Here is a 24,540-nt window from a genome sequence, read left to right as displayed (position 1 = left end):
TGGAGTGAGCGAACCCTGGCGAAGCCAGGGCCGGATGAACGGGCGGAGGGTTTTGATGACTTTTGTCGGGCCGGCCATCCGGGGCAAAAGTTACTCGCCCGGGAGGGCGAAACCAAAAACATCCGCAAAAACGCGGCAATTCGGAACGAACAAACAGAACAACCAACACACAAACTTGCCAGTCCGAAGCTCCATCCACTAAACCACCATCTGCCTCACCACCTCCACCCCACGCTCCATCACCACGCCCTCCAACCCAAGCACCTCCCCCAAATCCGAATACACCCCACAACCCCGCTCACTGACCCACTTCTCCCGCCCATCTGCGCACAACAGACGGTACTCCAGCACGAACGGCCGCCGTGCCCGCAGACCTTCCTGCACGCCGCGCCAGACCCGCTCGCGGTCGTGCGGGTGAATCAGCCCGTTGTAGGTCAGCTCCTGGCTGTCGATCAGTCGCTCGGCCGGGTAGCCGGTCAACTCCAGACAGCCGGCGCTGACGTATTCCATGCTCCAATGGCGATTGTTGCGGCAGCGATAGACCATGGCCGGCAGGCCGTCGAGCAGGTTGCTCAGGCTGCGATGGCGCGCCAGCAGTTGCTCACGCTGCGGCATCTGCGCACTCACGTCAGCCAGGGTGAGCAGGTAAGCCGTCCCGGCATATCGCACCCGGACATCGGCCCAGCGCAGTTCGCCTGTCCGCATGGTGTAGCGCAGACACCCGCTCCATACCGGTTGTGCCGGGGTCAGCCCATGCAAAGCCAGTTGCCAGGCGACGTGATCCTCCGGATGCAGAAAGGCCTCGTGCTCAAGCCCCAGGCACTCACTGGCGCGGTAACCGCTGAAGCCCTGCCAACTGCGATTGACCCGGCACAGGCGCCCTGCCCCATCGAGCTGGATCAGCGCCAGGGGTAACTCGTCGGCGCCCGGCCAGGGTAGCCAACCCGCCAACCAGCGCAGCAGAACCTTCATGACGCCTCCCCCGAATGACGATGCGCCCAGGCCGCCAGCTCCAGCCGTGAACGCAGGTTGAGCTTGCTCAGCAGATGTTTGACGTAGACCTTCACCGTTCCATCGCTGATGCCGAGCTGGCGGCCGATCAGCTTGTTGCTGAAACCCTCGGCGATCAGCGCCAGGGTCTGCCGCTCACGCTCGGTAAGTTCGATACGCGCCGCTGCCGTGGTGCTGTCGCGTTCGCCCAGGCTGCTGGCAAGCAGCCGCGAGAGGGCTGGGTCGAGCCGGCTCTGGCCATGGGCACAGGCGCTGACCGCCGCCAGCAGTTCCTCCGGTTCGCTGTCCTTGAGCAGGTAGCCATCGGCCCCTGCCCGCAAGGCCGGCAGCACATCCTCGCGTGCCGCCGAGGCGCTGAGCACCATGATGCTGATTTCTGGCTGGTCACGCTTGAGGCACTCCAGGGTGTCCAGGCCGCCCTGCCCCGGCATGTGCAGGTCGAGCAGGATCAACGCCGGGTTCAGCTCACGTGCCAGGGCGATGCCCTCACGGCCAGTGGATACGCTGCCGACCACGCGAAATTCGCCGCTGCTCTCGAACAGTTCGGCCAGGCCACGGCGCAACATGGGGTGGTCGTCGATCAGCAGCAGGTCGAAAGGCGCGCTCATGCCGCCCCCCAGCGCAACAGCACGCGCGTACCGCCGGTCGAGGCCGCCTCGATACGCAACTCGGCGCCAATGGCGGCGGCACGCTCGCGCATGATGTGCAGACCGAAATGCCCGGACGATGGCAGGTGCTGCGGCAGACCGACACCGTCGTCGCACACCTCCACCGCGCCGCCGCCTGCGCTGGGCCACAGGCGAATCCACACCTGCCGGGCATGGGAGTGGCGCACCACGTTGGCCAGCGCCTCACGCACGATCTGCAGCACCTGCAGTTCGCTCTCGGCCGGCAGACAGTGGCCGGGCAGGCGGTTGTCCAGGCTGAACACGCAACTGCTGCTGCGGGCGAACTCTGCCACCGAAGCCTCCAGGGCCTGGCGCAGGGTGCGGCCATCCATGGTCAGGCGTGCACTGCTGATCAGTTCGCGTACCTGGCGTTGCAAGGTGCGCAGGGTGTCGCGCAGGTCGTGAACCATGGCATCGGCCTGTTCGCGTTGCTGCGGATCAGCCAGCACCTGTTGCAATCGGCTGCTGCGAATCTGCAGGTAGCCGAGCTGCTGCGCCACAGAATCGTGCAGTTCGCGCGCCAGCATGCCGCGCTCGGCGCTCAGCTCGCTGCGCCGCAGCCGCCGTGCCTCGGCGAAGGCCAGCAGCACCTCGGCCAGTTGCCGGCCGATCAGGCGCAGGCATTCGCGCTGGCGGGCATCAGGGCGCCGGGCGAAAGCCACCTGTAAAAAAGCGACGCGCTCCTGCTCACCATGCAAACCGCATAGGGCGAGAAAGCGTCCCTGCGCCAGGCAGCGCCCGCACAGCTGCAGCGACCCTGGCGACACGCCCGCCAGATCATGGGCGCCGTCGCTGCAAGGCAGCGGCTCACCCAACAGACGCCAGCCCGGCGCTCCCGCCTGCGGTAGCAGCAGGCTGACCTGTGCGGCCTGCAGGGCGTCCTCCAGCAATGGCAGCAAGGCGCGCAGGGGCGTCTCGATGCCGCCCTGCTGCAGGGCACGTAACGGCAGCTCCAGCAGCGCCTGGCGATAGGCAGGCAATGCCGCCTCGACCGACCGGGTCGGGTGCACGGGGAGCAGGGAACGCAGCAGCGCCTGGAACATCCAGCCTCCGTTCGAGCGGGAATTTGCAGCAGGCTTCAGCAAGTTTCATGCCCCGCACCGCATGGACAAAGACCCCACTGAAAAGAAAGAAAAATTCCTTAAAGGAATTTATTCATCGATCTGCTCCCGCACCAATCCGACGCCGCCGCGCCTCTGATCAGGGCAGCACAACACCATCGACTACCTCCAAGGAGGTATCCCCAACGAGCGAATTGCGGCGGGGCGTGAAGCCCGTAAGGTAATTCTCACAAGGAAATTTAAATTCCTGAAAATCACTAGAACGATCCGTACAGGAGAGCTTCCATGACCACTCGCATCGCCATCATCGGCGCCGGCCCCTGCGGCCTGGCCCAGCTCCGAGCCTTCCAATCCGCCGCTGCCAAAGGCGCGGAAATCCCCGAGCTGGTCTGCTTCGAAAAACAGAGCGACTGGGGCGGCATGTGGAACTACACCTGGCGCACCGGCCTCGATGAACACGGCGAGCCGGTGCACGGCAGCATGTACCGCTACCTGTGGTCGAACGGGCCGAAGGAATGCCTGGAGTTCGCCGACTACACCTTCGACGAGCACTTCGGCCGGCCGATGGGCTCCTACCCGCCGCGCGAAGTGCTGTGGGACTACATCAAGGGCCGCGTCGAGAAGGCCGGCGTGCGCAAGTACATCCAGTTCAACACCGCTGTGCGCGGAGTGGTCTTCGACGAAGCCAGCGGCCAGTTCGACGTCACCGTGCACAGCTACGACCACGACCTCACCCGCACAGAACGCTTCGACTACGTGGTGGTCGCCAGCGGCCACTTCTCCACGCCCAACGTGCCCTACTTCGAGGGTTTCGAGAGCTTCGCCGGCCGCGTGCTGCATGCCCATGACTTCCGCGATGCGCTGGAATTCAAGGGCAAGGACGTGCTCATCGTCGGTTCCAGCTACTCGGCCGAGGACATCGGCTCGCAGTGCTACAAGTACGGCGCGCGCTCGATCACCAGTTGCTACCGCAGCGCACCGATGGGCTACAAGTGGCCGGAGAACTGGGAGGAGAAACCGCTGCTGAGCCACGTCAAAGGCAGCACCGCGTTCTTCGCCGACGGCACCAGCAAGCACATCGATGCCATCGTCCTGTGCACCGGCTACAAGCACCACTTCCCCTTCCTGGCCGAGAACCTGCGCCTGAAGACCGACAACCGCCTGTGGCCGCTGAACCTGTACAAGGGCGTGCTCTGGGAGAGCAACCCCAAGCTGATCTACCTCGGCATGCAGGATCAGTGGTACAGCTTCAATATGTTCGACGCCCAGGCCTGGTACGCCCGCGACGTGATCCTCGGGCGCATCGCCCTGCCCGACCAGGCCGCCATGCACGCCGAGAATCTGGCCTGGCGCGAGGAAGAGCTGACCCTGAAGAACGCCCAGGAAATGTTCGAATTCCAGGGCAAGTACATCCAGACCCTGATCGACGCCACCGACTACCCGAGCTTCGACATCGCCGCGGTGAACCAGACCTTCCTCGACTGGAAGCACGACAAGTACGAGGACATCATGGGCTACCGCAACAAGTGCCACCGCTCGCTGATGACCGGCACTCTGGCCACACCGCACCACACGCCCTGGCTGGAGGCGCTGGACGACTCGCTCGCAGCCTACCTGGCCGATGCGCCGCAAGCGGCCATCAAGGCCGTGGGTTGAATCCCGCCCAAGCTCTGGTGAGCAGCAGCGCCCGACACGCGCCGTAGGGTGGGCTTCAGCCCACCACTGACGCCTCGCCCCGTAAGAGTCGGGCGCTACAGAACAATCACCAGCCACGTTCCCCAGGGTGCGCCGTGCGCACACAATATAGAACCCAGGTGCCTTGCATGCAGATGCCCGTGATTTCCCGACCACACGAGCCGGCGCTGTTCGCCCGCGCTCCCGGCCTGGAGCGCCATCGCGTCGCCCCCGGCGGCCTGACGGTGATCGCCCTGGAACCAGATGACCGGATCGAAGTGATCGATCTCGAAGGCGACCAGCGCGCCGAGCTGTTGGCCTTCGATATGGAGGGCCGCGAGGCACTCGCCGCCCTCGGCCTGTTGTCCAGCCCCGGCGCCGACTTCATCGGCCGTCTGCTCAGCGATGGCAGCCGCGAATCACAGCACGTCGCCAGTGGTCTGCTCAAACGCCACATCGACTGCCGCCACCTGCCCACGGCCGCACGCTTATGGCCAGACGGCACGCCCGCCGGCCATCGGTTGAAGCTGCAGGCCAACGCCGCCTTGCTGGTGGTCGTTGCCGCCCCCGGCGGACAGACAGCGGTGGACAGCCAGCAGCGCGCCAGCGAACTGCGCCTGATCATCCAGCGCGCCAATCCATCGAGTCTGCTGATTCCCACCCTGCCAGCACCGCTCGGCGAAGTGCTCGACGAATTCACCATCACCCCCGGCACGGCGCGCGACTATGTCGTCGCGCCTGGTCAGTACATCCAGGTGATCGACGTCGCCGGTCGGCAGTGCTCGGACTTCGTCGCCTTCGACCGCCGTGGCCTCGATGCCGGCCGCGAGATCGACCTTGACCCCACCGTCACCCGCACCCTGAACGGCAGCGCCTACCCCGATCCCGGTCTGTTCAGCCGCTTCTTCGACCGCGACCTGCAACCGATGCTGGAGGTGGTACGCGACACCGTCGGCCGTCACGACACCTTCGCCCTGGCCTGCACCGCGCGCTACTACGAAGCACAGGGCTACTTCGGCCACGCCAACTGCAGCGACAACATCAGCCGCGCCCTTCACAGCCATGGCGTGCAGGGCCGTCGCGGCTGGCCGGCGATCAACTTCTTCTTCAACACCGCGGTCGATGCCCATCAGCAACTGACGCTGGACGAGCCCTGGTCGCGCCCCGGCGACTACGTGCTGCTGCGCGCCCAGCGCGAACTGGTGTGCGCCAGCAGTTCCTGCCCGGATGACATCGACCCGGCCAACGGCTGGCAGCCGACCGACATCCATATCCGCGTGTATGCCGACAAGGAGCGCTTCAGTATCGCCATGGCCAACCGCAAGACGCCCGACGCCGACCCGGTGCTGACCCGCGAAAGCGGCTTTCACCCCGGTACATCCGCCCTCACCCGCCAGTTCGTCGATTATCGCGGCTGGTGGACGCCCACCCAGTTCGACGGCTACGGCACGCTGGCCGAGTACCACGCCTGCCGCGAGAAGGTGGCGGTGATGGATCTGTCCGCCCTGCGCAAGTTCGAGGTGCTCGGCCCCGACGCCGAAGCCCTGCTCAACCACTGCCTGACCCGCGATGTGCGCAAGCTGGCGGTCGGCCAGGTGGTGTACAGCGCCATGTGCTATGAGCACGGCGGCATGCTCGACGACGGCACGCTGCTACGCCTGGGGCCGGATGCCTTCCGCTGGATTGGCGGCGAGGACTTCGTGGGCGACTGGCTGCGCCAACAGGCCGAGAAATTGGGCATGAAGGTGTGGGTCAAGTCCGCCTCCGAGCAGATCCACAATATCGCCGTGCAGGGCCCGCTATCGCGCGAACTGCTCAAGCAGATGATCTGGACGCCGGGCACCCAGCCGAAGCTGGAGGAGCTGGGCTGGTTCCGCTTTCTCATCGGTCGCCTCGACGACTACGACGGTGCGCCGCTGATGGTCTCGCGCACCGGCTATACCGGCGAGCTGGGCTACGAAATCTGGTGCCACCCGAGCGATGCGATGCAGGTCTGGCAGCGCCTCTGGCAACTGGGCGAACCGCTGGGCCTGGCGCCGCTCGGCCTGCATGCGCTGGACATGTTGCGCATTGAGGCCGGGCTGATCTTCGCCGGCTACGAGTTCAGCGACCAGACCGATCCGTTCGAGGCCGGCATCGGTTTCTGTGTACCACTGAAGGGCAAGCAGGACGACTTCATCGGCCGCAACGCCCTGCTGCGGCGCAAGGAACACCCGATGCAGCAGTTGGTCGGTCTGGAACTGGACGGCAACGAGCCGGCCGCCCACGGCGACTGCGTACACGTCGGCCGCGCTCAGGTTGGGGTGATCACCAGTGCCATGCGCTCCCCCGTGCTGGGCAAGAACATCGCCCTGTGCCGTTTGGCGGTGGACTACTGCGCGCCCGGCACCCGCGTGGAAATCGGCAAGCTCGACGGCCAGCAGAAACGCATCGGTGCCACGGTCGCCGCCGGCACCGTGGCCTATGACCCGGACAAGAGCAGGGTGCGCGCGTGAGGCGTAACGGCAAACGACGATCTTGGACAGCTAATTGCTAGGGTTTGCACGAAAAGTCGTCGAGCGAAGGTCAGGCGAGGCAAAAACGGGTGAGGAAGCGGAGTTTACGAGCTGTAAATGAGCATTCCGAACCCGTTTTTAACGAAGCATCACCGATGCGCAGGCACTTTTCGTACAAAGCCTAGGCAAGCACTGCGTGCTTTCGAAAATGTCCAAGGAGGATCGGCCGATGTGGTTCAGCAATACGACTCGAAACCTGGCCAGCGAACTCAACCAGTGGCTCGAACACCTGCTCAGCCACCGCTCACCCGCCAGCGAGCGCCCGCTGCTGCAGCAACAGCCGCAGTTGCTCGGCAGCCTGCAGCGTCTGCAGCGCGACTGGGAGGAGCTGCAGCGCATTCGCCAGCACAGCGAACAACTGCCGCCACCGCCCTGCAGCGCAGCCGAGTATGCGGCCCTGCAACAGCGCCTGGCGCAGGCCGAGCAGCAATGCGCCCTGCTCGAAGATGAGCTGCGCGCCAGCCAGGCGCAGAACCAGGATGTCGCCGCCGAGCGCGCGCACTGGGAGGAAGAACGCCAGGTCTGGGAGCTGACCAAGCGCACCCTGACCGAGGGCAGTTGGGCGATGAACGTGGTGAATGGCGACCCCGATCACCCACAGAACCTGATTCGCTGGTCCGAGCAGTTCCGCGAACTGATCGGCTACAGCCAGGCCGAGTTTCCCGACGGCTGGGACAGCTACTTCCAGGTGGTCAACGCGGACGATCTCAAAGCCGTGATGCAGGCCTTCAACGCCTCGATGGTGGATAAAAGCGGCGACGGTTTCTACGCCGTGGAGTACCGCATGCGCCACAAGACTCGTGGTGAGGTCTGGTACCGCGAACGCGGCCGCTGCCTGCGCGATGCCCAGGGCAAGCTGCTTTACGTCACCGGTGCGGTACGCGAGATCAGCGACGAAAAAGCCGCCGCCAGCCTGCAGGAGCGTGAGCAGGCGAGCATCCAGGCCACCTACGGGCAGATCGCCCAGGTCGCCGGGGTGATCAAGGGCATCGCCGAGCAAACCAACCTGCTGGCTCTCAATGCAGCCATCGAAGCCGCCCGCGCCGGGGAACAGGGGCGGGGTTTCGCGGTGGTCGCCGACGAGGTGCGCAACCTGGCCAGGCGCACCCAGGAATCGGTGCAGCAGATCCAGGGCATGTTGCAGAAGAACACCTGAACTGCGACCCATTTTCAGGCGTGATAGCGGCTCGATGAACACAAACGGGGCATTTTTTAACCAATGCTTTCCGCGCAGCCGCAGACCCCGGCATGCGCCGAGAAAGCCACTTCTGGCATAGGGATTGCCTATTCATATTGCGAACTTTTTATAACTACAGATAAAGCTAGGGCCCAAGCGGCGCAGACCTTCAACTCCACTGCCATGACCGACAGACATTCCAAGAACAGCATCGAGGATTGATAGATGGAAGAGCAGAAGACACCCACTCTGGAGGAGCTACAGGCTCTGATAGAGATGACCAACACCCTGAATATGGAAATATTCTACTGGTGGTGTATCGCCCTGATGATCTGCATTCATGTGGGCTTCCTGTCATACGAGATCGGCGCTTCGCGACTGAAGAACGCGCTGGCCGCCGGGGTGAAGAACATCCTCGCCTTCGGCTTCATCGTACCCAGCGTGTTCCTGCTCGGCTGGGCGGTCTACAACGGCTTCCCGGACGGCATCGTGCCGCGCATGGACGCCATCATGGCCGGCATGCCCTGGAGCCAATCCATGGGGCCGAACATCAGCGATAACGCTACCGGCATCTTCTGGGCCGCCTTCGCCATGTTCGCCGCCACCACCGGCTCGATCCTCTCCGGTGCGCTGATCGAACGCACGCGGATGAGCGCCTTCATCATCATGACCATCTTCCTCGGCGGCTTCCTCTGGCTGGTGGCAGCGTCCTGGGGCTGGCACCCGGAAGGCTGGCTCACCGTCAAATGGGGCTTCCATGACGTCGGCGCGGCCGGCTGCGTGCACATGATCGCCGGCTTCTTCACCCTGGCCGTGGTGATCAACCTTGGCGCGCGTATCGGCCGCTTCAATGCCGACGGCAGCGCCAACGCCATCGTCGGCCACAGCATGCCGATGAGCGTGGTCGGCCTGATGCTGATCATCGTCGGCTTCTTCGGCTTCCTCGGCGGCTGCATCATCTACAACTCCGGTGCGCAGTGGATCAACATCTACGGCGCGCCGACCAACCTCTCGGCCTTTGCCTTCAACACCCTGATGGGCTTCGCTGGCGGCCTGATCGGCGCCTACCTGACCACCCGTGAGCCGTTCTGGATGATGTCCGGTGGCCTGGTCGGGATCATCTCGGTGGCACCGGGTCTGGATCTCTACCACCCCGGCCTGGCCTACCTGATCGGCATGGGCGTATCGGCCACCGCACCGCTGGTCAACAACCTGCTGCTCAAGTTCCGCCTCGACGATGCCGTCGGCGCCTTCGCCGTGCATGGTTTCGGTGGCTTCGCCGGCATCGTCATCAGCGGCATCTTCCTGGCCGGTTACCCCAACGTGAACGGCATGCCGGAAATCAGCTTCTTCGGCCAACTGGGCGGCGCCGTGGTCATGGCGGCGCTGGGCTTCATCCCGGGCTACCTGATCTCCTACGCCCTGAAGAAAGCCGACCTGTTGCGCGTACCGGCCCACGCCGAAGAGCGCGGCCTGGATCTGACCGAAGTACCGGCCCAGGCCTATCCGGAATGGACGTCGATGTACGGCTCGAGCACCAGCGTCGGCGGCGGTGAGCCGGCACCGCTGGCGACCACCGCAGCGAAATCCGCCTGACTTACCTTTTGCAGCCTGGCCGCACACGCGGCCAGCTCCATCGTGAGGAACACAGCATGAGCATCACCACCTACGAAGGCGCCAGCGCCGTATTCACCTTCGCTGACAAGCCGGCAATCCTGGTCTTCATCAGCCTGCTGGTAGCAGGCGTCAGCCTCTATGCGCTGATCGCCACCATGATCCACGAGAAACACAGCTACGCCCTGCCGGACGAAAAACTGCCCAAGCTCAAGTGAAACCGCCGCCGGCGGCGCTCGCCGCCGGCTCCCTTACCCTCCTGCCGCCCGGACTGAGCGAGCCTGCTCCCGCCACCGCGCAACGTCTTGCGCAGCATGCCTGAGCCCGGCGCCAGGGCCGGAAACCACTAGAACCCTGCGCTAAAGAGTGGCGCGCAATAACGCAAAACCATGAGAGGCACTGCTCGGCCAGTGCAAGTTCAGCGTTTTGGTATGCCAGTCATCGGCAGACATAAGCGAGGGACTATGCAATTCCCCCTGGAATGTGACTATCATCATGCCATCACCCATTAGTCGGTCGATGCCGGTGGTGGCCAGCTTGGTCACTCAACTTCCCTCCCCACGCCCATGGATTCTTTCCATGGAAACCGGCAATACCTTTAGCGGACGACGCAGGATGCGGCCCCCTACGCCCAGCGCAGCGGTGTGCGTCCACCCGAAGAGCCCACGCCCTGTGTCCACATGTTTGCCGAAGGTGCCTTATGTCCTCCCAGACAGCCCGCTTCTCTACCCGCACCCTGATCTACGCCAGCTACGCGATCATCCTCGCGCTGATGCTGCTGATCACCATCGTCTCGCTGGTCAGCCTGGCGGACGTCAACGACGACTTCACCGGCTACATCAACGGGATCGAATACCGAACCCGTCTGGCCAACCAGATGAACGATGCCGCCAAGGATCGCGCCATCGCCCTGCGTAATCTGGCCCTGACGCCGGATATGGCAGTACGTGCGCAACGCCGAGCGGCCATCGAGGGCTATGACAAGGCGGTCGGCGACAGCCTCGCCGAGCTGCGCAAGGCCATCGACACGCACAAGGGTGTTTCGCCACAGGCCAAGGCACTGGTCAGCCGCGTCGAGCAGGTCGAGACCCGTTACGCGCCCGTTGCACGCACCATCGCCGACCACCTGTTCAAGGGCGAGGACGACGTCGCCCTGAAGATGGTCGCTGAACAATGCACGCCGCTGCTGGAAGAGCTCACCCAGGCGATCGACGCCTACCTCAGCTACTCCATCCAGATCGCGCAGAACCGTGTTACAGAAGAAGAAGCCGAATACGCCAACCAGCGCCTGGCACTGCTGGTGATCGGTGGTATCGCCCTGCTCGTGGCCATCGTTCTCGGCAACTGGATCAGCCGCTACCTGCTCAGCGCTCTGGGGGCCGAGCCGAGCGACCTCAACCGTATCGCCCAGCGTGTCGCAGAAGGTGATCTGCGCACGATGGAATCCGCCGTAAACACCGCCGAGAACAGCGTGCTCGCCGCACTGCAGCGCATGCAGCAGAACCTGCGTCAGGTCACCCAGGGCATCGACGCCTCGTCACGTACCGTCGCCCACTCCAGCCAGGAACTGAGCGAATCGAGCCTGCGCAACGCCGAGAGCGTGGCTCAGGCGCAGCGCGAAGTGGAACAGATCGTCACCGCCGTGCACGAAATGGCGGCCACCGTACAGGACGTGGCACGCAACGCCGAATCCGCTGCGCAGGCCGCCAGCGAGGCCGACCAGGCTGCAGCGCAAAGCCAGCAGAAAGCCGGCCATGCCGTGAGCCTGATCAGCGAACTGGCACAGGTGATCGACAACTCCAGCGAAGCCATGGGCCGTCTCAAGACCGAAAGCAGCAACATCGGCAGCGTGCTCGACGTGATCAAGTCGGTGGCCGATCAGACCAACCTGCTGGCGCTCAATGCCGCCATCGAGGCGGCCCGTGCCGGCGAGGCCGGCCGTGGCTTTGCCGTGGTCGCCGACGAAGTACGCAGCCTGGCACGACGTACCCAGGAGGCCACCACCGAGATCGAGGGCCTGATCGCCAGCCTGCAGAAGATCGCCGACGAAACCGCGCGTTACATGGAGCGCTGTCAGAGTTCCAGCTCGCAGTCGGTTTCCGGCGTATCGGAAGCGGGCGAAGCGGTGGCGCGGATCGTCGCCATGATCGAACGCATCAACGGCATGAACCAGCAGATCGCCACGGCAGCCGAGCAACAGAGCGCAGTGGCAGAAGAGATCAGCCGTGGCATCGTTTCGGTACGCGACAGCACGGAGCAATCAGCCGACGCCTTCCAGCATGCGCAGCAGGAGAGCGAGAGCCTGGCACGCACCAGTGAGGCACTGCGCGGAAACATCGCCCACTTCCGTCTCTGACCGCTGCTGCTGCGCGGCTCATCGGGTCGCGCAGCGTTCAACCCAGCAGGTAGCCCAGCAGCCGCGCCATCAGCACGTTACCCGGTAGATAGCGACGCGGTTCTGCCGCCAGTTGTTCGGGCGTCTGTACCCAAGGCCCAGGCCTGAGTTCACCAGCGCATTCGTCCAGCAGGTCGGCGACGATGGCGGGCGTCATCTCCGGGTGGCATTGCAGGCCGATCACCCGTCGCCCGACCTGGAACGCCTGATGCCGGCACACCTCGCTGGAAGCCAGCAGCCTGGCGCCCTCGGGCAGAGCGAAGGTTTCGCCATGCCAATGCAGCAGCTCGATACGGTCGGGAAAGACGAAGCAGTCATCGCCGACAGATTCGGCGCGCCACACCGGGAACCAACCGATCTCCGCCTCCGTATTGGGCTGCACGCGAGCCCCCAATGCACTGGCGATCAACTGCGCCCCCAGGCAGATGCCGAGCACCGGCACGCCGGCCTCGATGGCCTGGCGCAGAAAGGCCTTCTCCTCGATCAACCAGGGCAGCTCGGCCTCGTCGTTGACGCTCATCGGCCCGCCCATGGCGACGATCAGGTCGCAGCCATCGACCTCCGGCAAGTGCGCATCCGCCTCGAAAAAGCGGGTGTAGTGCAAGTCGGCGCCCCGCGCCTGAAACCAGTCGGCCATGCTGCCGACATCCTCGAAGGGCACGTGCTGCAGTATCTGTACACACATATTCGTTCCCCTAAGCCGTCTCGTGACTGGCCAGTTTCAGGCCGACGATGCCGGCGACGATCATCACCAGGCACAGGCTGCGCAGCAGGTTCAGGCTTTCGCCGAGAAACAGCGCGCCGTAGGCCACCGTGCCGAGGGTGCCGATGCCGACCCATACGGCGTACGCCACGCCGAGCGGCAGCACGCGCACCGACAGGCTCAGCAGGTAGATGCTCAGCAGAAGAAAGAAACCGCAGTACAGGCTCGGCCAAAGCCGGGTGAAACCATCGGTACGCGGAATGATCGAGGCATAGAACACCTCGCAGATGCCGGCCAGCAGCAGAAACCCCCAACCGTTCAACCAGACCATGAGGCCCTCCTAAATCGGGCCACATCCTTATGGCCCTGTTCCCTTGCCCCAGGAACTCCTTGCCCGCGACGACTCCCGGTCGCGGGATCTGACACTCAGCCCTTGGCGGTACGTTTCTTCTTCTCCGGATCATCGAACGGCAGGGTATGGGCGATGGCCTTCACCGCCAGGCTGCCTTTGACCTCCAGCGCCGCGCCCTGCTCGGCATAAGGCACCTCCATGCGCGCGATGGCCATGGACTTGCCGGACAGCCGCGAATACATGGCGCAGGTGATTACGCCCACCTGCTTGCCGTCGGCCCACAGGGTGTCGCCAGCCTCGGCCGCCTTGTCGCCGTCGAGCAGCACACCGAAGATCTTGAAACGCTCCTTGCCCTGCAGACGACGATGCTCGGTGGCGCCACGGAAATCGCCCTTGGTCGGCGACACGGTGAAGTCCAGGCCCAGCTCCCAAAGGGTGTCGCCAGCCGGCTGGTCGGCGAAGGGGTACATCTCGGAGTTGTCGTAGGGGAAGAACAGCAGGTAGCTCTCCACCCGCAGCCAGTCGAGCGCGGTGAAGGCGCAGGGGATGATGCCCAGGCCCTTGCCCTTCTCCAGGATGCCGTCCCAGATCGCTGGCGCGTCGGCGGCCTTGCAGAAGATCTCGTAGCCGCGTTCGCCGGTGTAGCCGGTGCGCGAGATCATCACCGGGCGGTCGAACAGCTTGGTCTGCATGTGGTGGAAGTACGGCAGCTCACGAATGCCCGGCACATGCTCGGCGAGAAAGTCCACCGCCAGCGGGCCTTGCAGCGACAGGTCGTGCAGATCGTCGTCAAACAGCACCGCCACCTGGCGGCCCTGGGCCGAACGCACCAGCATCTCGTGGCCATTGCCGGAACCGTGCACCACCATGAAGGCGTTGGGGCCGGTGCGGTAGATCACACAGTCGTCGACGAACTTGCCGGCCTCATTGAGCATGGTGGCGTAGACGCTCTTGCCCGGATAGACCTTGGAAATGTCGCGGCTGGTGGCGTACTCCAGCAGGCTTTCGGCATGCGGGCCGACGTAGTGCACCTTCTTCAGCCCGGACACGTCCATCAGCCCGGCACGGGTGCGGATCGCCTCGTGTTCGTCGGCCAGATCGCTGGCATAGGTCCAAGCGGTGCCCATGCCGCTCCAGTCTTCGAGCTTGGAACCCAGTGCCCGGTGACGCTCGGCAAGGGCGGAAATACGCCAGGAATTGGCCATGTCAGTTTCTCCTGTTGTTCGTCGTTGAGCCTGCGCACGCAGGCTGGGGTCTGTCTCCCCTCTCCCACTTGTGCGGGGGAGCGGGATCTCGGCGGCGGTCAGGCAGCCTTGGCCTGCGGGTCGAACTGGCGCAGCCAATCCACCACGGTCTGGCGGTAGCGGGTCAGGCCCTTGTAGTCGGCGATCTCGTCCGGCAGATCGCGCAATACGCGGTGCAGGCGGCAGGCCCAGGCCGGGTTGGTGGCCAGTTCCTCAAGGCTGATCAGGTAGGTGCGGATGCCGAACAGCAGCGCATTGCTGCGTGGCAGGCGCGGCATGAACTGCAGCTCGACGCGCAGGTGCACCAGGCGTGCAACATTCTCCGGCGTCACCAGGCCTCGCTCATGGCCCCATTCGTGGAAGGTCTCCGAGGAGGTGTCCATGCGCGGGTTGATGGTCATGGTCCAGTTCAGGCGGCGCACCGGATGGCCGACCTGGATGTTCAGCAGGTACTTCAGCGCGCGGTCGAACACACCGAGCTGATGAGCCACGCCCGGCACCGGCGCATGCCACTGCTTGAAGCTCATGCCGGCGTCGAACTTGATCGACCAGTCCGCGGGGCAGGTGACCATGCCGGCGTCCATGAACAGGTCGCCGTCGCGCTGATCGAGCACGGCGAAGTCGCCCTGCGCCTGGCGCGTGATGTACTCCAGCGGCTCGAACGGCAGCGTGCTGGCATCGCCGAAGGTGAAGCGCTGCTCGATGCCCAGCGGGCGGTTGATCCACAGCCACTGGTCGCCCTCGCGCTGCAGTTCGAAGTGCTCGGGATAGTCGGTGCTCAGATGCTCCATCAGCATTTCCAGGGTGTCCCAGGCGGCCTGGGCCATGTGCGGCATCACCAGGCAACGCTGCGGATCCTTCTCCAATACGCAGGCACGCTCGGCCATCTCCGAGACATAGTGCTCGTCGATGTCGAACCAGTGCTCGAACACCGAGCCTGGCTCGCGCGGCGTGGCGGGCTCGATGTTGACCGAGTACATGTAGCTGTCCTCGGGAAACGGGAAGGGAAAACGGGCGATGGCCTGCGGGCTGTTGCTGAAGGTGAAATCGTCCCGGTAGGTTTCCAGCGGTTTCATCACGACGGGCATGGCGGATTCCTCAAAGATCGAGCAGCAGCGTGCCGGAGCAGCCGCCACGGGAAACACAGGGCATCAGCGCGGCGCCACGCTGTTGCTCATCCAGATAGTGATCGCGGTGCTCCACCTCGCCGCTCAGGTAGCGCGTGGTGCATTGCCCGCACACCCCGCCCCGGCACAGGTTGGGCACCTCCACACCGGCAGCCTCCAGCGCTTCGAGCAGGCTGTGGTCGCCCGGCACCTGCAGGCGCTGGCCACTGCGCGCCAGCTCGACGGTGAACGGCTGGCCTGGCTCGGGCGCGGCGAAGGCTTCCCAGTGCAGGCGCCCGGCCGACCAGCCATGGGCAGCAGCAAGCACCTTGAGTTCATCGAGCAGACGCTGCGGGCCGCAGACGTAAAGGTGGCTGCCAAGCGGCTTGGCGCTGAACAGATCGGCGCAGGACAGGCGCTGGCCGACAGCAGCGTCGTAGCCATGGAAGCGCTCGCCCAGACGTTCGCGCAGCTCATCAGCGTAGGCGTCGGTCAGGCCGCTGCGGTAGGCGTAGTGCAGTTCGAACGAAGCGCCTTGTGCCTTCAGCTCGGCCAGGTAGGCCATGAACGGCGTGATGCCGATGCCACCGGCCACCAGAATGTGGTGACGGGCCTGCGAATGCAGGGCGAACAGGTTGCTCGGCACACCTATCTGCAACCGGTCACCGACGCGCACCTGCTCGTGCAGGTAACGCGAACCGCCGCGCGAGGCCTCCTGCAGTCGGACGGCGATACGATACACGCCGGTTTCACGCGGATCGCCCAACAGCGAATAGGCGTTGCGCAGCGTGCGCCCTTCGATAGGCAACACCACCTGCACGTGGCTGCCGCAGGAAAAACCCGGCAGCGCGCCGTCGAGCGCGGCGAAACTGAACTCGCGTACCACAGGCGTCAGTTGGCGCACAGCGGTAACCTGCACCTCGATCATCGCGCTCATGCCGGCACCTCCGCCGCATAGGGGCTGTCCGGATCGATGCAGACGCCCATGTAGGCGCCTAGGCGCTGGGAGAAATGTTCGCGCACGAACAGCTTCACCCGGCACTGGCCACAGGTGCATTCGCCTTCGCTGCCGATGTCCTGGAAATGCCCGCAGTGCACGCAGTACAGGCGGCGTCGCGCGCCTTGCTTGAACAGTTCGATCTCATCGCCGAGCAGGCCGGTATGGCGTGCCAGGCGGTACACATGCCAGAGAAAGCTTTCATCGCCACAGACATACAGCCGGGTGCCGGCCTGCGCCTGCTCCAGCAGCATCTGCAGGCGCAGGTAAAGCGCCTCGATACTGGGCAAGCCCTCCTGCTCGGCACTGCCTGGCAGCGTCTCGCCCAGGCACAGCAGCAGAGTCGGCGCCGGATCATCGAGCAGCGCGGTAGCGGCACTGGCCTGCTGGGCGACCACGATGCGGCGACTGGCCGGTTGCCGGGACGCCTCGGTGGCATAACGTGGGGTACTGAACAGGGGTTCGGTACTGGATGCGGTCATCGGAAACCCTCCCGGGTGAGAGCAAGGCGATGGTCGATTGGCCTCCAGAGAAAATTCTCTGAGAGAACTTTTTGTTCTCATGAAGAAAGCACGGACTGTGCCATTTCCGTCATCCCGCGCCAGCGTGGGCGCCGGCCCCTGCAACCATCCCGCAAGCCGGCAAAGACTGCACAAGCGCAGGGCAAAGCGCGCCACTGCGGCGCATCAGGAGGATTTCTGAACAGAGGGTTTGAGGGGTGAAGAAGTGGTGGTGATGGGATGGAAATGGACTGGCGGACTGTTCGCCTAAGCCCGCCCTTATATCTCGAGCAACGCCCTTCAGTGAGGCTATGGTTCCCGAGCGATCATCGGGGGATAAGTTGCAAGCCGAGTGCGCCCGCTAAGTCATTGTGGGAGGCGCTTCAGCGGCGACAATCGCGGCTAAAGCCCCTCCCACAGGATGCAGCCGTAGGGCGGACCGGGACGCCGGCCGCTCGTAGCGTCAGCGACCAATCCACCAGTCCGTCTCCGGACTGCCATCAGGATCGATTTCCCCCGAGACTCCGCGAATGACCTGTTTCGTCAGTTGGAGTACTTGTAGCCCACCTCGCCATGCGCAGCGAGATCCAGGCCGTCGATCTCCTGCTCTTCATCCACGCGTAGCCCCCCGCAGAACAGCGCCGCGATCTTGAACGCCACCCAACTGGTCAGCGCCGAGAAGAGGATGCTGAACAGCAGTACGCCGGCATTGACCTGCAATTGATCGAGCAGGCCACGCTCGCCGGTGAAGCCCTGCCCACCCAATTCGCTCAGAGCGAACACCGGGGTCAGCAGACCACCGAGGATGCCGGCCACGCCATGCACGCAGAACACGTCGAAGGCATCGTCCAGCCCCATGGCGGGCTTGAGCTTCTCAACCGCCCAGACGCACACCGGCGCGGCGATCAGCCCCAGGACGATGGCGCCCATGGGGCCGACGTAGCCACAGGCCGGGGTGATCGCTACCAGCCCGGCGATGGCGCCGGACACCGCGCCGAACAGGCTCGGCTTACCGCGGTGCACACCCTCGACCAGCATCCAGGCCAGTGCCCCAGCGCAGCTGGCGAGCATGGTGTTGACCATCACCAACATGGCGAAACCACTGGCCGCCAGGGCGCAACCGCCACAGAAGCCGAGCCAGCCGACCCATAGCAGGCCACCGCCGATGAAGGTCATGGTCATGTTGTGCGGGGCCAGCGCCGACGTGCCGTAGTCGCGCCGCCGGCCGATCAGCCAGGCGCCGACCAGCGAGGCGATGCCCACGTTCAGGTGCACCACGTTGCCACCGGCGAAATCCTGCACGCCTAGGTTGAACACCCAACCACCGCCCCAGGCCATGTGCGCCATGGGGATGTAGTTGAGCGTCAGCCAGACCGCCATGAACAGCATCACCGCCGAGAACTTCATGCGCTCGGCGAAGGCGCCGACGATGATCGCCGGGGTGATCGCGGCGAACAGCAGCATGAACAGGAAGTACAGGTATTCGGGAATGGTGCCGACCACGGAGTCGGTGCCAACGCCCTTGAGGAACAGCTTGTCCAGCCCGCCGATCAGTGATTGCCAGGAACCACCGTCGGTGAAGCACAGGCTGTAGCCGTAGATGGCGAAGAGCACCGACATCAGCGATGCCGTGCAGAACACCTGCATGAGGATCGACAGCACGTTCTTGCCACGCGCCATGCCGCCATAGAACAGCGCCAGGCCAGGCAGGGTCATCAGCAGCACCACCAGCGAGCAGAGCGCCACGAATGCCGTGTCACCACTGTTGACCACGGGCGTCTCGGCCGCCTGCACGGCGGCACTGCCCAACAACGGAACAAGCCCCAACACGATACGACTACGGGTCATCGACTACAGCCTCCAATCAGGGAACCGTGCTGCGCGGCCTATCGCGCAGCATCGGCATACGAGACCCTGCCGGAATATATCCTGACAGGAATTTTTATTTCCCATAAGGCATAGCAATCCCCTTGCCAATTGGAAATATCCAATTACAAATAAATAAGTCAAATAAAATCATAAGGTTAAAAAGTCATACTCGATTGCTCGGATATTCGCCGACAACATGCCTCCCCGTCTTGGTGCAGCGAAGGACACAACGGCTCAGCCGCGAATACCCGATAAAAAACCAGCCACCCCCTCCCCAGCCATCAGGTAGCGGCGTAATAATGGCGCGCCCTTGCAAACATGCAGCAGAACGCCACCATCCCGACAGGCGCATGCAATTGCCCCCAACAGAATGTGTCATGAAGAAGCACAGGAATCCGGCCCGATGAGCGCCTCAGAGTCAGGCACCGCCTCCTCCAGACAATCGGCCTGGGTAATTCCCGCCGCCCTGCAGACGGCCTACCAGCGCTATGTCGTCGAACAGCATGGGCGCTTCCTGCTGGCGATCAACTTCATCGCCATGATCGCCTACGACCTCTACGTCTTTGCCGATGCCCTGCTGATCCCCGACATGGCGCTGGAGTCCCTGCTGCTGCGTGGCGGCATGAGCCTGATCGGACTGGTCAACATCTACCTGGTGTTCTGGCGGTATCGCAACATGCTGCTGATGGACATGCTGATGCCGGTGCACGACATCATCTCCACCATCGCCTGGTTCGAACTGCTCAAGCGCAGCAGCTCACCCGACGTCCCCACCTTCGTCTACGCCTCGGTGGTGTTCATCATCCTGGCCAACCTGGGGGCGCGCTACAGCTTCCGTGGCATCCTCGCCTGCTCCGCCGCGATCTCGGGGATCATCCTGTACAACCAGTGGCTGCTGCATGATGGCCAGAGCAAGCCGGTGCTGGTGTTCAGCATCGCTTACCTGCCGGTGCTGCTGTTCAGCCTGTTCATCAGTTGGACCAACATCAACGGTGTGCGCCGGGCCTTTCTCGACGATCAGGAAAAGCAGCGCCAGCGCGACGAACTGGCGGCACTCAACCTGCGCCTGAGCGAACAGGCCAGCACCGACGCGCTGACCTGCGTCGGCAACCGCCGCGCCTTCGATCTCGCCCTGGAAGATCACTGGCAGCAGATGCAGCGCAACGGCCGGCCCTTCGCCCTGCTGTTGCTGGACATCGACTTTTTCAAGCCCTTCAACGACCACTACGGTCATCAGGTCGGCGACCAGTGCCTGTGCGAGGTCGCTCGCTGCATCAGCGCCGGCCTGCGTCAGGGCCAGGGCAATGTCTACCGCTATGGTGGCGAAGAGTTCGTCGTGCTCCTGCAGATCACCGATGTCGCGGATCTGAAGGCCCTGGCCGAGCGCTTGCGCGAGCAGGTGGCCAATCTCGGCCTCGAGCATCAGCACCGCCCCGATGGGCTGAACCACCTGACCATCAGCATCGGCGCCTGCACCACCCAGGCAACGGGCGTGCAGCAGGCCCATGACCTCTTCGCCCAGTGCGACCGCCTGCTCTACCAGGCCAAGCAGCAGGGCCGCAACCAGGTGTGCAGCCAGTTGCTGCATGCCCGGCCGACCTGACCTCACAGACCGCCGCGAAGCAGAGAAAAACGACGGTTCGTTGCTGCCGGTCAAAAGGCGCCCGGCGATTCTCTCTACTCTAGCCTTCGAGCCCTGGCTGCCGCGCCCATGCACGCGGCGGCCATGCTTGTGCGCTCATCATTAGCGGATCGCGTTAAAGAAACCCGCCGCACGAACGATGAGCTGTTCATGCAACGTGCTCAGGAATGCGCCTCTGAGCGATGTCGGCAGCAACGATCCGTGATCTGGGTCGGCCATCGGCTCATAGGGCGCAGCCACCTTGAAGCAGCCGATGCAACGAAGTGCAACCGAAGGGACGGCAAGATCCCTGACCGCCAAAACCGCCATTGGCCAACAGGCCTCTGGCAATCGTCGTTCGCCTGCCAACACTCATTTCAGACGATAGGCTCGTACCACCATGCTGAAAAATGCCCCGCTGAGCGTGAAACTCCTCCTCATCCTGATATTTCCCCTACTCGGCTTCCTGGCCTTCTCCGCCCTGTATGTCGCCGGCAAATACCAGACCCTGACCGAGATGAACAATACCGTGGCCGCCAGTGACACCGCGCAGGAGATCAGCGCAGTGGTCACCGCGCTGCAGCGCGAACGCGGCGCCAGTGGCGTCTTCCTCGGCAGCGCCGGTACCTCCATGCGCGATGCGCTGAGCCAGTTCCGACTCGACAGCGACGCCCGGATCAAGTCGTTGCGCACCCTATCGGCAGCAGCCTCGACGGAACTGAGCGAGGTGCTCGGTGGGCTGGATGAACTCGCCAGCCTGCGCCAACAAGTGGACGCGCAATCGATCAACAGCAGCGAATCCGGCGCGCGCTATACCCGCCTGATCGGCATGCTGATTGGCTACACCCACTCGCTGGAGGCGCGGGTGAGCGATCCGCGCATCCTGCGGGCTCTCGGCGCACTCAACCAGTTCGTGGAAATGAAGGAGCGCGCCGGACGCGAGCGCGCCCTGCTCGGCCTGGCCTTCAGCCAGAAACAGCTGAATGCCGATCTGCTCTCGCGCCTGAGCCGTAATCTCGGCGAGTTCGCCGCCTATCAGGACGCCTTTCAACGCCGCGCCGCAGCGGACATGAAGGGCAAGCTCGACAGCGCACTGCAACAACCGACCGCGCAGGCTGCCAGCGACCTGCAGCGCACGGCACTGGAAACACCGCTGGGCGAGGCACTGAACGCCACGCCCGAAGAATGGTTCAAGCTCTCGACCGCCCGCATCGACCTCATGGTGCAAGTCGAAAGCGAACTGGGGCAAAACGTCGGCAACCTGGCCGCCAAGGCCCGCGATGAAGCCGCACACAGCCTGTGGCTGACCGCCGCGACCATGCTCGCCGTTCTGGCTGCCGTGCTGGCGCTGTCCTACCTGATCATCCGCAACATCAAGTCGGCTGTCAGCGACGTCAATGACACCCTGGTCGCCCTGTCCAAACGTGACCTCACCGCCCACACCCTCTACGAGGGCGGCGACGAGTTCGGCATGATCGCGCGCAACCTCAACAACATGGCGCAGCAGATCAAGGACGTGATCCAGGAGATCGGCGGAGCCGCCGCACAGGTCGCCACCGCAGCCGAGGAATCGTCGGCCGTGGCGCTGCAGACCAGCCAAAACGTGGCGCAGCAGCGCCAGGGCACCGACCAGGTCGCCACCGCCATCAACGAGATGAGCGCCACGGTCAAGGACGTCGCCCGCAGCACCACCGAGGCGGCCGAGATGTCGCGTCAGGTAAATGACAACACACTGCAGGGCAAGGCTGAAATCGAAGATACCGTGCGCCTGGTACAGGCCTTGTCGACTCAAGCCGAGCAGACCGCACAGATCATCCTCGACCTGAAGAAGGAGAGCGACGCCATTTCCTCGGTGCTCGACGTCATCCGTGGCGTGGCCGAGCAGACCAACCTGCTGGCGCTCAACGCCGCCATCGAGGCAGCCCGTGCCGGCGAACAGGGCCGCGGCTTCGCCGTGGTCGCCGACGAGGTGCGCCAGCTGGCGCAGAAGACCCAGGACTCCACCGTCAGCATCCAGCAGATGATCAACAACCTGCAAAGCGGCTCGGATCGTGCCGCCAGCTCCATGCAGGAAACCCTGAACAAGGCACAGGCCGGCGCCAGCAACGTGGTCAAGGCGGGCGAGTTGCTGGTGCAGATCGCCGATGGCATCGCCAGCATCAGCGACCGCAACATCCAGGTGGCTTCCGCTGCCGAGGAACAGAGCCTGGTGTCGGAAGAGATCAACCGCAACGTCAACGACATCAATGATCTGGTCATCCAGGTCAGTGCAGCGGCCGAGCAGACTGCCGTGAACAGCCGTGAGCTGGCCAGCCTGGCCGATCATCAGCAGCAACTGGTGAGTCGCTTCAAGGTGGCCTGATAGCCCCAGGGCCAGGTGGAAACACCTGGCCCATCAACTCATACCTGCCCAGCCCGCCGCGCAGCCGTGCGTGACAGGGCGGCCCAATCCAGATGCCCCTCGCCGTGCGCCAGGCTCTCGATATGGGCATCGCGCAAGGCGCTGGCCAGCGGCAAGGGCACATTGGCCTGCTCCGCAGCCGCCAGCGCCAGGCGCACATCCTTCAAGCCCAGCGCCAACTTGAAGCCTGCCGGCTCGAAGCGTTCCTCGGCGATGGCCTTTCCGTACCCCTGATAGACCGGCGCGGCGAATACCGTCGAGGTGACCAGTTCGAGAAAGTCCGCCTTCGCCACACCATGGCCCTGCGCCAGGGTCGCCGCCTCGCCCATGCTGCCGATGGCGCTGGCGATCATGAAATTCACCGCCAGCTTGGCCGCATTGGCCTGCTCGGGCCGCTCCCCGAGTGCCCAGGTCTTCTGCCCCAGTACCTCGAACAACGGCTGTACTGCTTGCAAGGCCTGTTGCGGGCCAGCCGCCAGGATATTGAGTTGCCCGGCCTCGGCCACGTTCACCCGGCCGAGCACCGGCGCGGCGACGTAGTCGATACCACGCGTCTGATGCAGTGCAGCCAGCTCAACGGCCAGGGCGACCGACACGGTCGCCATGTTGACGTGGATCGCACCGGGCCTGAGCGCCGCCAGCACGCCCATGTCCAGCACGGTGCTGCGTGTGGCCTCGTCGTCGGCCAGCATCGAGATCAACACATCCGCACCCGCCCCTGCTTCGGCCGGCGTCGACACGACCTGGCCACCGTGCTCGTGCAAGGCCTGGGCAGGCGCTGGCGAACGGTTCCAGGCCCGCACGGTGTGGCCGGCCGCCAACAGATTGGCCGCCATCGGCAAGCCCATGGTGCCAAGGCCAAGGAAACCGATATTCATCAACACCTCCTAAAATTGGAATCGATCGATTCCTAAATAGTGAAAAAATCAGCCCAGCATGGCCAATGCCGTGTCCACCACGGCGTGCATGACAGGCCGAGTACGCCCGGCCTTGCCCACCAGACGCATCCCCTGGATCAGGCACAGCAGCGTCCGGGCAGCGGCCTCGCAATCCACCTGCTGGGCGATGGAACCATCCTCCTGGCCCTGTCGGATCAGCTCGGCAAGGAGGGCTTCGTTGCGCTCGAGAGCGCCGCGGATATGCCGTGCGACCGGCGCGGGAAAGGTCGACAGCTCGGCTGTGCTGGCCACCACCAGGCAGCCTTGCCGACCTTGAGCCCCATATGCGGAATCGGCATAGAACTGCAAAAGCCGGCGCAGCCGTTGCAGCCCCGTGCCCTGATCACCAATGGCCTGTCGTAGCTTCTCGCCACGCTGCTGGCGATAGCGCTCGAAGGCGGCGAGGAAGATCGCCTGCTTGTCCTTGAAGGCCTTGTACAGGCTGCCTTGCGCCAGGCCGGTAGCCTGCGCCAGATCGCTGATCGAGGTGCCGTGGTAGCCGCGCTCGCTGAACACACGCACGGCCTGGTCGAGTACGGCATCCAGATCGAATTCGCGCGGCCGGCCACGGCTGCGCGAGCGTTCGGGAGTCGATGAGTACGAAGACGAGGTCACGGCTCACCCAAATTAGAAAATGATCACTTCCAAATTAAG

General features: G+C 64.2%; 19 protein-coding genes and 2 pseudogenes. 9 read left to right on the top strand and 12 right to left on the bottom strand.

Annotated features, from left to right (window positions below; all coding sequences use genetic code 11):
- Positions 1–198: 198 nt before the first annotated feature.
- From ACODS1_RS09735 to ACODS1_RS09725, 3 genes are read right to left on the bottom strand one after another with little or no spacing between them, the layout of a single operon-like run.
- Positions 199–972 carry a PAS domain-containing protein gene (locus tag ACODS1_RS09735; protein ID WP_489085487.1) on the bottom strand — a complete coding sequence of 258 codons (774 nt, stop codon included), beginning with the start codon at positions 970–972 and terminating at the stop codon, positions 199–201.
- Positions 969–1,619 (bottom strand): response regulator, encoded by a 651-nt coding sequence (locus tag ACODS1_RS09730; RefSeq protein WP_489085486.1) that lies wholly within the window; start codon positions 1,617–1,619, stop codon positions 969–971. Before ACODS1_RS09730 ends, ACODS1_RS09735 begins: the two co-directional genes overlap by 4 nt.
- Positions 1,616–2,722: a sensor histidine kinase gene (locus ACODS1_RS09725; RefSeq protein WP_489085485.1), complete on the bottom strand. Its 1,107-nt coding sequence runs from the start codon at positions 2,720–2,722 to the stop codon at positions 1,616–1,618. Before ACODS1_RS09725 ends, ACODS1_RS09730 begins: the two co-directional genes overlap by 4 nt.
- Positions 2,723–3,025: 303 nt before the next feature.
- Here ACODS1_RS09725 and ACODS1_RS09720 point away from each other — a divergent pair, with 303 nt between their 5' ends.
- The 6 genes and pseudogenes from ACODS1_RS09720 to ACODS1_RS09695 all read left to right on the top strand — a co-directional run bounded on the left by ACODS1_RS09720 (position 3,026) and on the right by ACODS1_RS09695 (position 12,116).
- Positions 3,026–4,396 (top strand): trimethylamine monooxygenase, encoded by a 1,371-nt coding sequence (locus ACODS1_RS09720; protein ID WP_489085484.1) that lies wholly within the window; start codon positions 3,026–3,028, stop codon positions 4,394–4,396.
- Between the two features lie 167 nt (positions 4,397–4,563).
- A complete protein-coding gene (locus ACODS1_RS09715; protein ID WP_489085483.1) occupies positions 4,564–6,909 on the top strand; it encodes a trimethylamine N-oxide demethylase in 2,346 nt (781 codons plus the stop codon).
- A gap of 208 nt (positions 6,910–7,117) precedes the next feature.
- Positions 7,118–8,110: pseudogene (locus tag ACODS1_RS09710) on the top strand (methyl-accepting chemotaxis protein); the annotation flags it as partial.
- Positions 8,111–8,371: 261 nt separating this feature from the next.
- Entirely contained in the window at positions 8,372–9,742 is a 1,371-nt protein-coding gene (locus ACODS1_RS09705) for an ammonium transporter (RefSeq protein ID WP_489085482.1), read from the top strand.
- 56 nt (positions 9,743–9,798) lie between these two features.
- Positions 9,799–9,978, top strand: a complete 180-nt coding sequence (locus ACODS1_RS09700; RefSeq protein ID WP_037048173.1) for a hypothetical protein — start codon at positions 9,799–9,801, stop codon at positions 9,976–9,978.
- A gap of 482 nt (positions 9,979–10,460) precedes the next feature.
- Positions 10,461–12,116, top strand: a complete 1,656-nt coding sequence (locus ACODS1_RS09695) for a methyl-accepting chemotaxis protein (protein WP_489085481.1) — start codon at positions 10,461–10,463, stop codon at positions 12,114–12,116.
- A 37-nt stretch (positions 12,117–12,153) separates the two neighbouring features.
- Here ACODS1_RS09695 and ACODS1_RS09690 read toward each other — a convergent pair whose 3' ends face one another.
- The 7 genes from ACODS1_RS09690 to ACODS1_RS09660 form a co-directional block, all read right to left on the bottom strand.
- Positions 12,154–12,840 (bottom strand): type 1 glutamine amidotransferase, encoded by a 687-nt coding sequence (locus tag ACODS1_RS09690; protein ID WP_489085480.1) that lies wholly within the window; start codon positions 12,838–12,840, stop codon positions 12,154–12,156.
- A 10-nt stretch (positions 12,841–12,850) separates the two neighbouring features.
- The gene (locus ACODS1_RS09685; RefSeq protein WP_489085479.1) at positions 12,851–13,189 is read right to left on the bottom strand and encodes a DMT family transporter; all 339 of its coding nucleotides are present in this window, start codon (positions 13,187–13,189) and stop codon (positions 12,851–12,853) included.
- 95 nt (positions 13,190–13,284) lie between these two features.
- Positions 13,285–14,415 (bottom strand): aminomethyl transferase family protein, encoded by a 1,131-nt coding sequence (locus ACODS1_RS09680; RefSeq protein ID WP_489085478.1) that lies wholly within the window; start codon positions 14,413–14,415, stop codon positions 13,285–13,287.
- Positions 14,416–14,513: 98 nt separating this feature from the next.
- On the bottom strand, positions 14,514–15,542 hold the full coding sequence (locus ACODS1_RS09675) for a heme-dependent oxidative N-demethylase family protein (RefSeq protein WP_489085477.1): 1,029 nt from the start codon (positions 15,540–15,542) through the stop codon (positions 14,514–14,516).
- 10 nt (positions 15,543–15,552) lie between these two features.
- On the bottom strand, positions 15,553–16,497 hold the full coding sequence (locus ACODS1_RS09670; protein ID WP_489085476.1) for a PDR/VanB family oxidoreductase: 945 nt from the start codon (positions 16,495–16,497) through the stop codon (positions 15,553–15,555).
- Entirely contained in the window at positions 16,494–17,039 is a 546-nt protein-coding gene (locus ACODS1_RS09665) for a dimethylamine monooxygenase subunit DmmA family protein (RefSeq protein ID WP_489085475.1), read from the bottom strand. The genes ACODS1_RS09670 and ACODS1_RS09665 overlap by 4 nt, the downstream gene beginning before the upstream one ends.
- A 561-nt stretch (positions 17,040–17,600) precedes the next feature.
- On the bottom strand, positions 17,601–18,905 hold the full coding sequence (locus ACODS1_RS09660; protein WP_489085474.1) for an ammonium transporter: 1,305 nt from the start codon (positions 18,903–18,905) through the stop codon (positions 17,601–17,603).
- Positions 18,906–19,329: 424 nt separating this feature from the next.
- On the opposite strand from ACODS1_RS09660, the gene ACODS1_RS09655 reads away from it, so the two are divergent.
- The 3 genes and pseudogenes from ACODS1_RS09655 (at position 19,330) to ACODS1_RS09645 (ending at position 22,909) form a co-directional block, all read left to right on the top strand.
- A complete protein-coding gene (locus ACODS1_RS09655) occupies positions 19,330–20,529 on the top strand; it encodes a GGDEF domain-containing protein (protein WP_489085473.1) in 1,200 nt (399 codons plus the stop codon).
- A gap of 418 nt (positions 20,530–20,947) precedes the next feature.
- Positions 20,948–22,048: pseudogene (locus ACODS1_RS09650) on the top strand (nitrate- and nitrite sensing domain-containing protein); the annotation flags it as partial.
- Positions 22,043–22,909: a methyl-accepting chemotaxis protein gene (locus ACODS1_RS09645; RefSeq protein WP_489085496.1), complete on the top strand. Its 867-nt coding sequence runs from the start codon at positions 22,043–22,045 to the stop codon at positions 22,907–22,909. The pseudogene ACODS1_RS09650 and the gene ACODS1_RS09645, both read left to right, overlap by 6 nt.
- Before the next feature lie 38 nt (positions 22,910–22,947).
- Here ACODS1_RS09645 and ACODS1_RS09640 read toward each other — a convergent pair whose 3' ends face one another.
- Positions 22,948–23,826: an NAD(P)-dependent oxidoreductase gene (locus ACODS1_RS09640; protein WP_489085472.1), complete on the bottom strand. Its 879-nt coding sequence runs from the start codon at positions 23,824–23,826 to the stop codon at positions 22,948–22,950.
- A 48-nt stretch (positions 23,827–23,874) separates the two neighbouring features.
- Positions 23,875–24,501 carry a TetR/AcrR family transcriptional regulator gene (locus tag ACODS1_RS09635; RefSeq protein WP_489085471.1) on the bottom strand — a complete coding sequence of 209 codons (627 nt, stop codon included), beginning with the start codon at positions 24,499–24,501 and terminating at the stop codon, positions 23,875–23,877.
- Positions 24,502–24,540 lie beyond the last annotated feature (39 nt).

This window comes from Pseudomonas sp. FG29, assembly GCF_057809355.1.
Note: the sequence above shows the minus strand (reverse complement) of the source record. Positions and strands in the feature narration are given on the sequence as shown.

Excerpts from the sequence above, each read along its gene's own strand:
- ACODS1_RS09670 (WP_489085476.1), bottom strand. The coding sequence starts at position 16,497 with ATGAGCGCGATGATCGAGGTGCAGGTTACCGCTGTGCGCCAACTGACG.
- ACODS1_RS09695 (WP_489085481.1), top strand. The coding sequence starts at position 10,461 with ATGTCCTCCCAGACAGCCCGCTTCTCTACCCGCACCCTGATCTACGCC.
- ACODS1_RS09655 (WP_489085473.1), top strand. The coding sequence starts at position 19,330 with ATGAGCGCCTCAGAGTCAGGCACCGCCTCCTCCAGACAATCGGCCTGG.
- ACODS1_RS09685 (WP_489085479.1), bottom strand. The coding sequence starts at position 13,189 with ATGGTCTGGTTGAACGGTTGGGGGTTTCTGCTGCTGGCCGGCATCTGC.
- ACODS1_RS09675 (WP_489085477.1), bottom strand. The coding sequence starts at position 15,542 with ATGCCCGTCGTGATGAAACCGCTGGAAACCTACCGGGACGATTTCACC.
- ACODS1_RS09735 (WP_489085487.1), bottom strand. The coding sequence starts at position 972 with ATGAAGGTTCTGCTGCGCTGGTTGGCGGGTTGGCTACCCTGGCCGGGC.
- ACODS1_RS09705 (WP_489085482.1), top strand. The coding sequence starts at position 8,372 with ATGGAAGAGCAGAAGACACCCACTCTGGAGGAGCTACAGGCTCTGATA.
- ACODS1_RS09665 (WP_489085475.1), bottom strand. The coding sequence starts at position 17,039 with ATGACCGCATCCAGTACCGAACCCCTGTTCAGTACCCCACGTTATGCC.
- ACODS1_RS09640 (WP_489085472.1), bottom strand. The coding sequence starts at position 23,826 with ATGAATATCGGTTTCCTTGGCCTTGGCACCATGGGCTTGCCGATGGCG.
- ACODS1_RS09720 (WP_489085484.1), top strand. The coding sequence starts at position 3,026 with ATGACCACTCGCATCGCCATCATCGGCGCCGGCCCCTGCGGCCTGGCC.
- ACODS1_RS09725 (WP_489085485.1), bottom strand. The coding sequence starts at position 2,722 with ATGTTCCAGGCGCTGCTGCGTTCCCTGCTCCCCGTGCACCCGACCCGG.
- ACODS1_RS09660 (WP_489085474.1), bottom strand. The coding sequence starts at position 18,905 with ATGACCCGTAGTCGTATCGTGTTGGGGCTTGTTCCGTTGTTGGGCAGT.
- ACODS1_RS09645 (WP_489085496.1), top strand. The coding sequence starts at position 22,043 with ATGGCGCAGCAGATCAAGGACGTGATCCAGGAGATCGGCGGAGCCGCC.
- ACODS1_RS09700 (WP_037048173.1), top strand. The coding sequence starts at position 9,799 with ATGAGCATCACCACCTACGAAGGCGCCAGCGCCGTATTCACCTTCGCT.
- ACODS1_RS09690 (WP_489085480.1), bottom strand. The coding sequence starts at position 12,840 with ATGTGTGTACAGATACTGCAGCACGTGCCCTTCGAGGATGTCGGCAGC.
- ACODS1_RS09680 (WP_489085478.1), bottom strand. The coding sequence starts at position 14,415 with ATGGCCAATTCCTGGCGTATTTCCGCCCTTGCCGAGCGTCACCGGGCA.
- ACODS1_RS09715 (WP_489085483.1), top strand. The coding sequence starts at position 4,564 with ATGCAGATGCCCGTGATTTCCCGACCACACGAGCCGGCGCTGTTCGCC.
- ACODS1_RS09730 (WP_489085486.1), bottom strand. The coding sequence starts at position 1,619 with ATGAGCGCGCCTTTCGACCTGCTGCTGATCGACGACCACCCCATGTTG.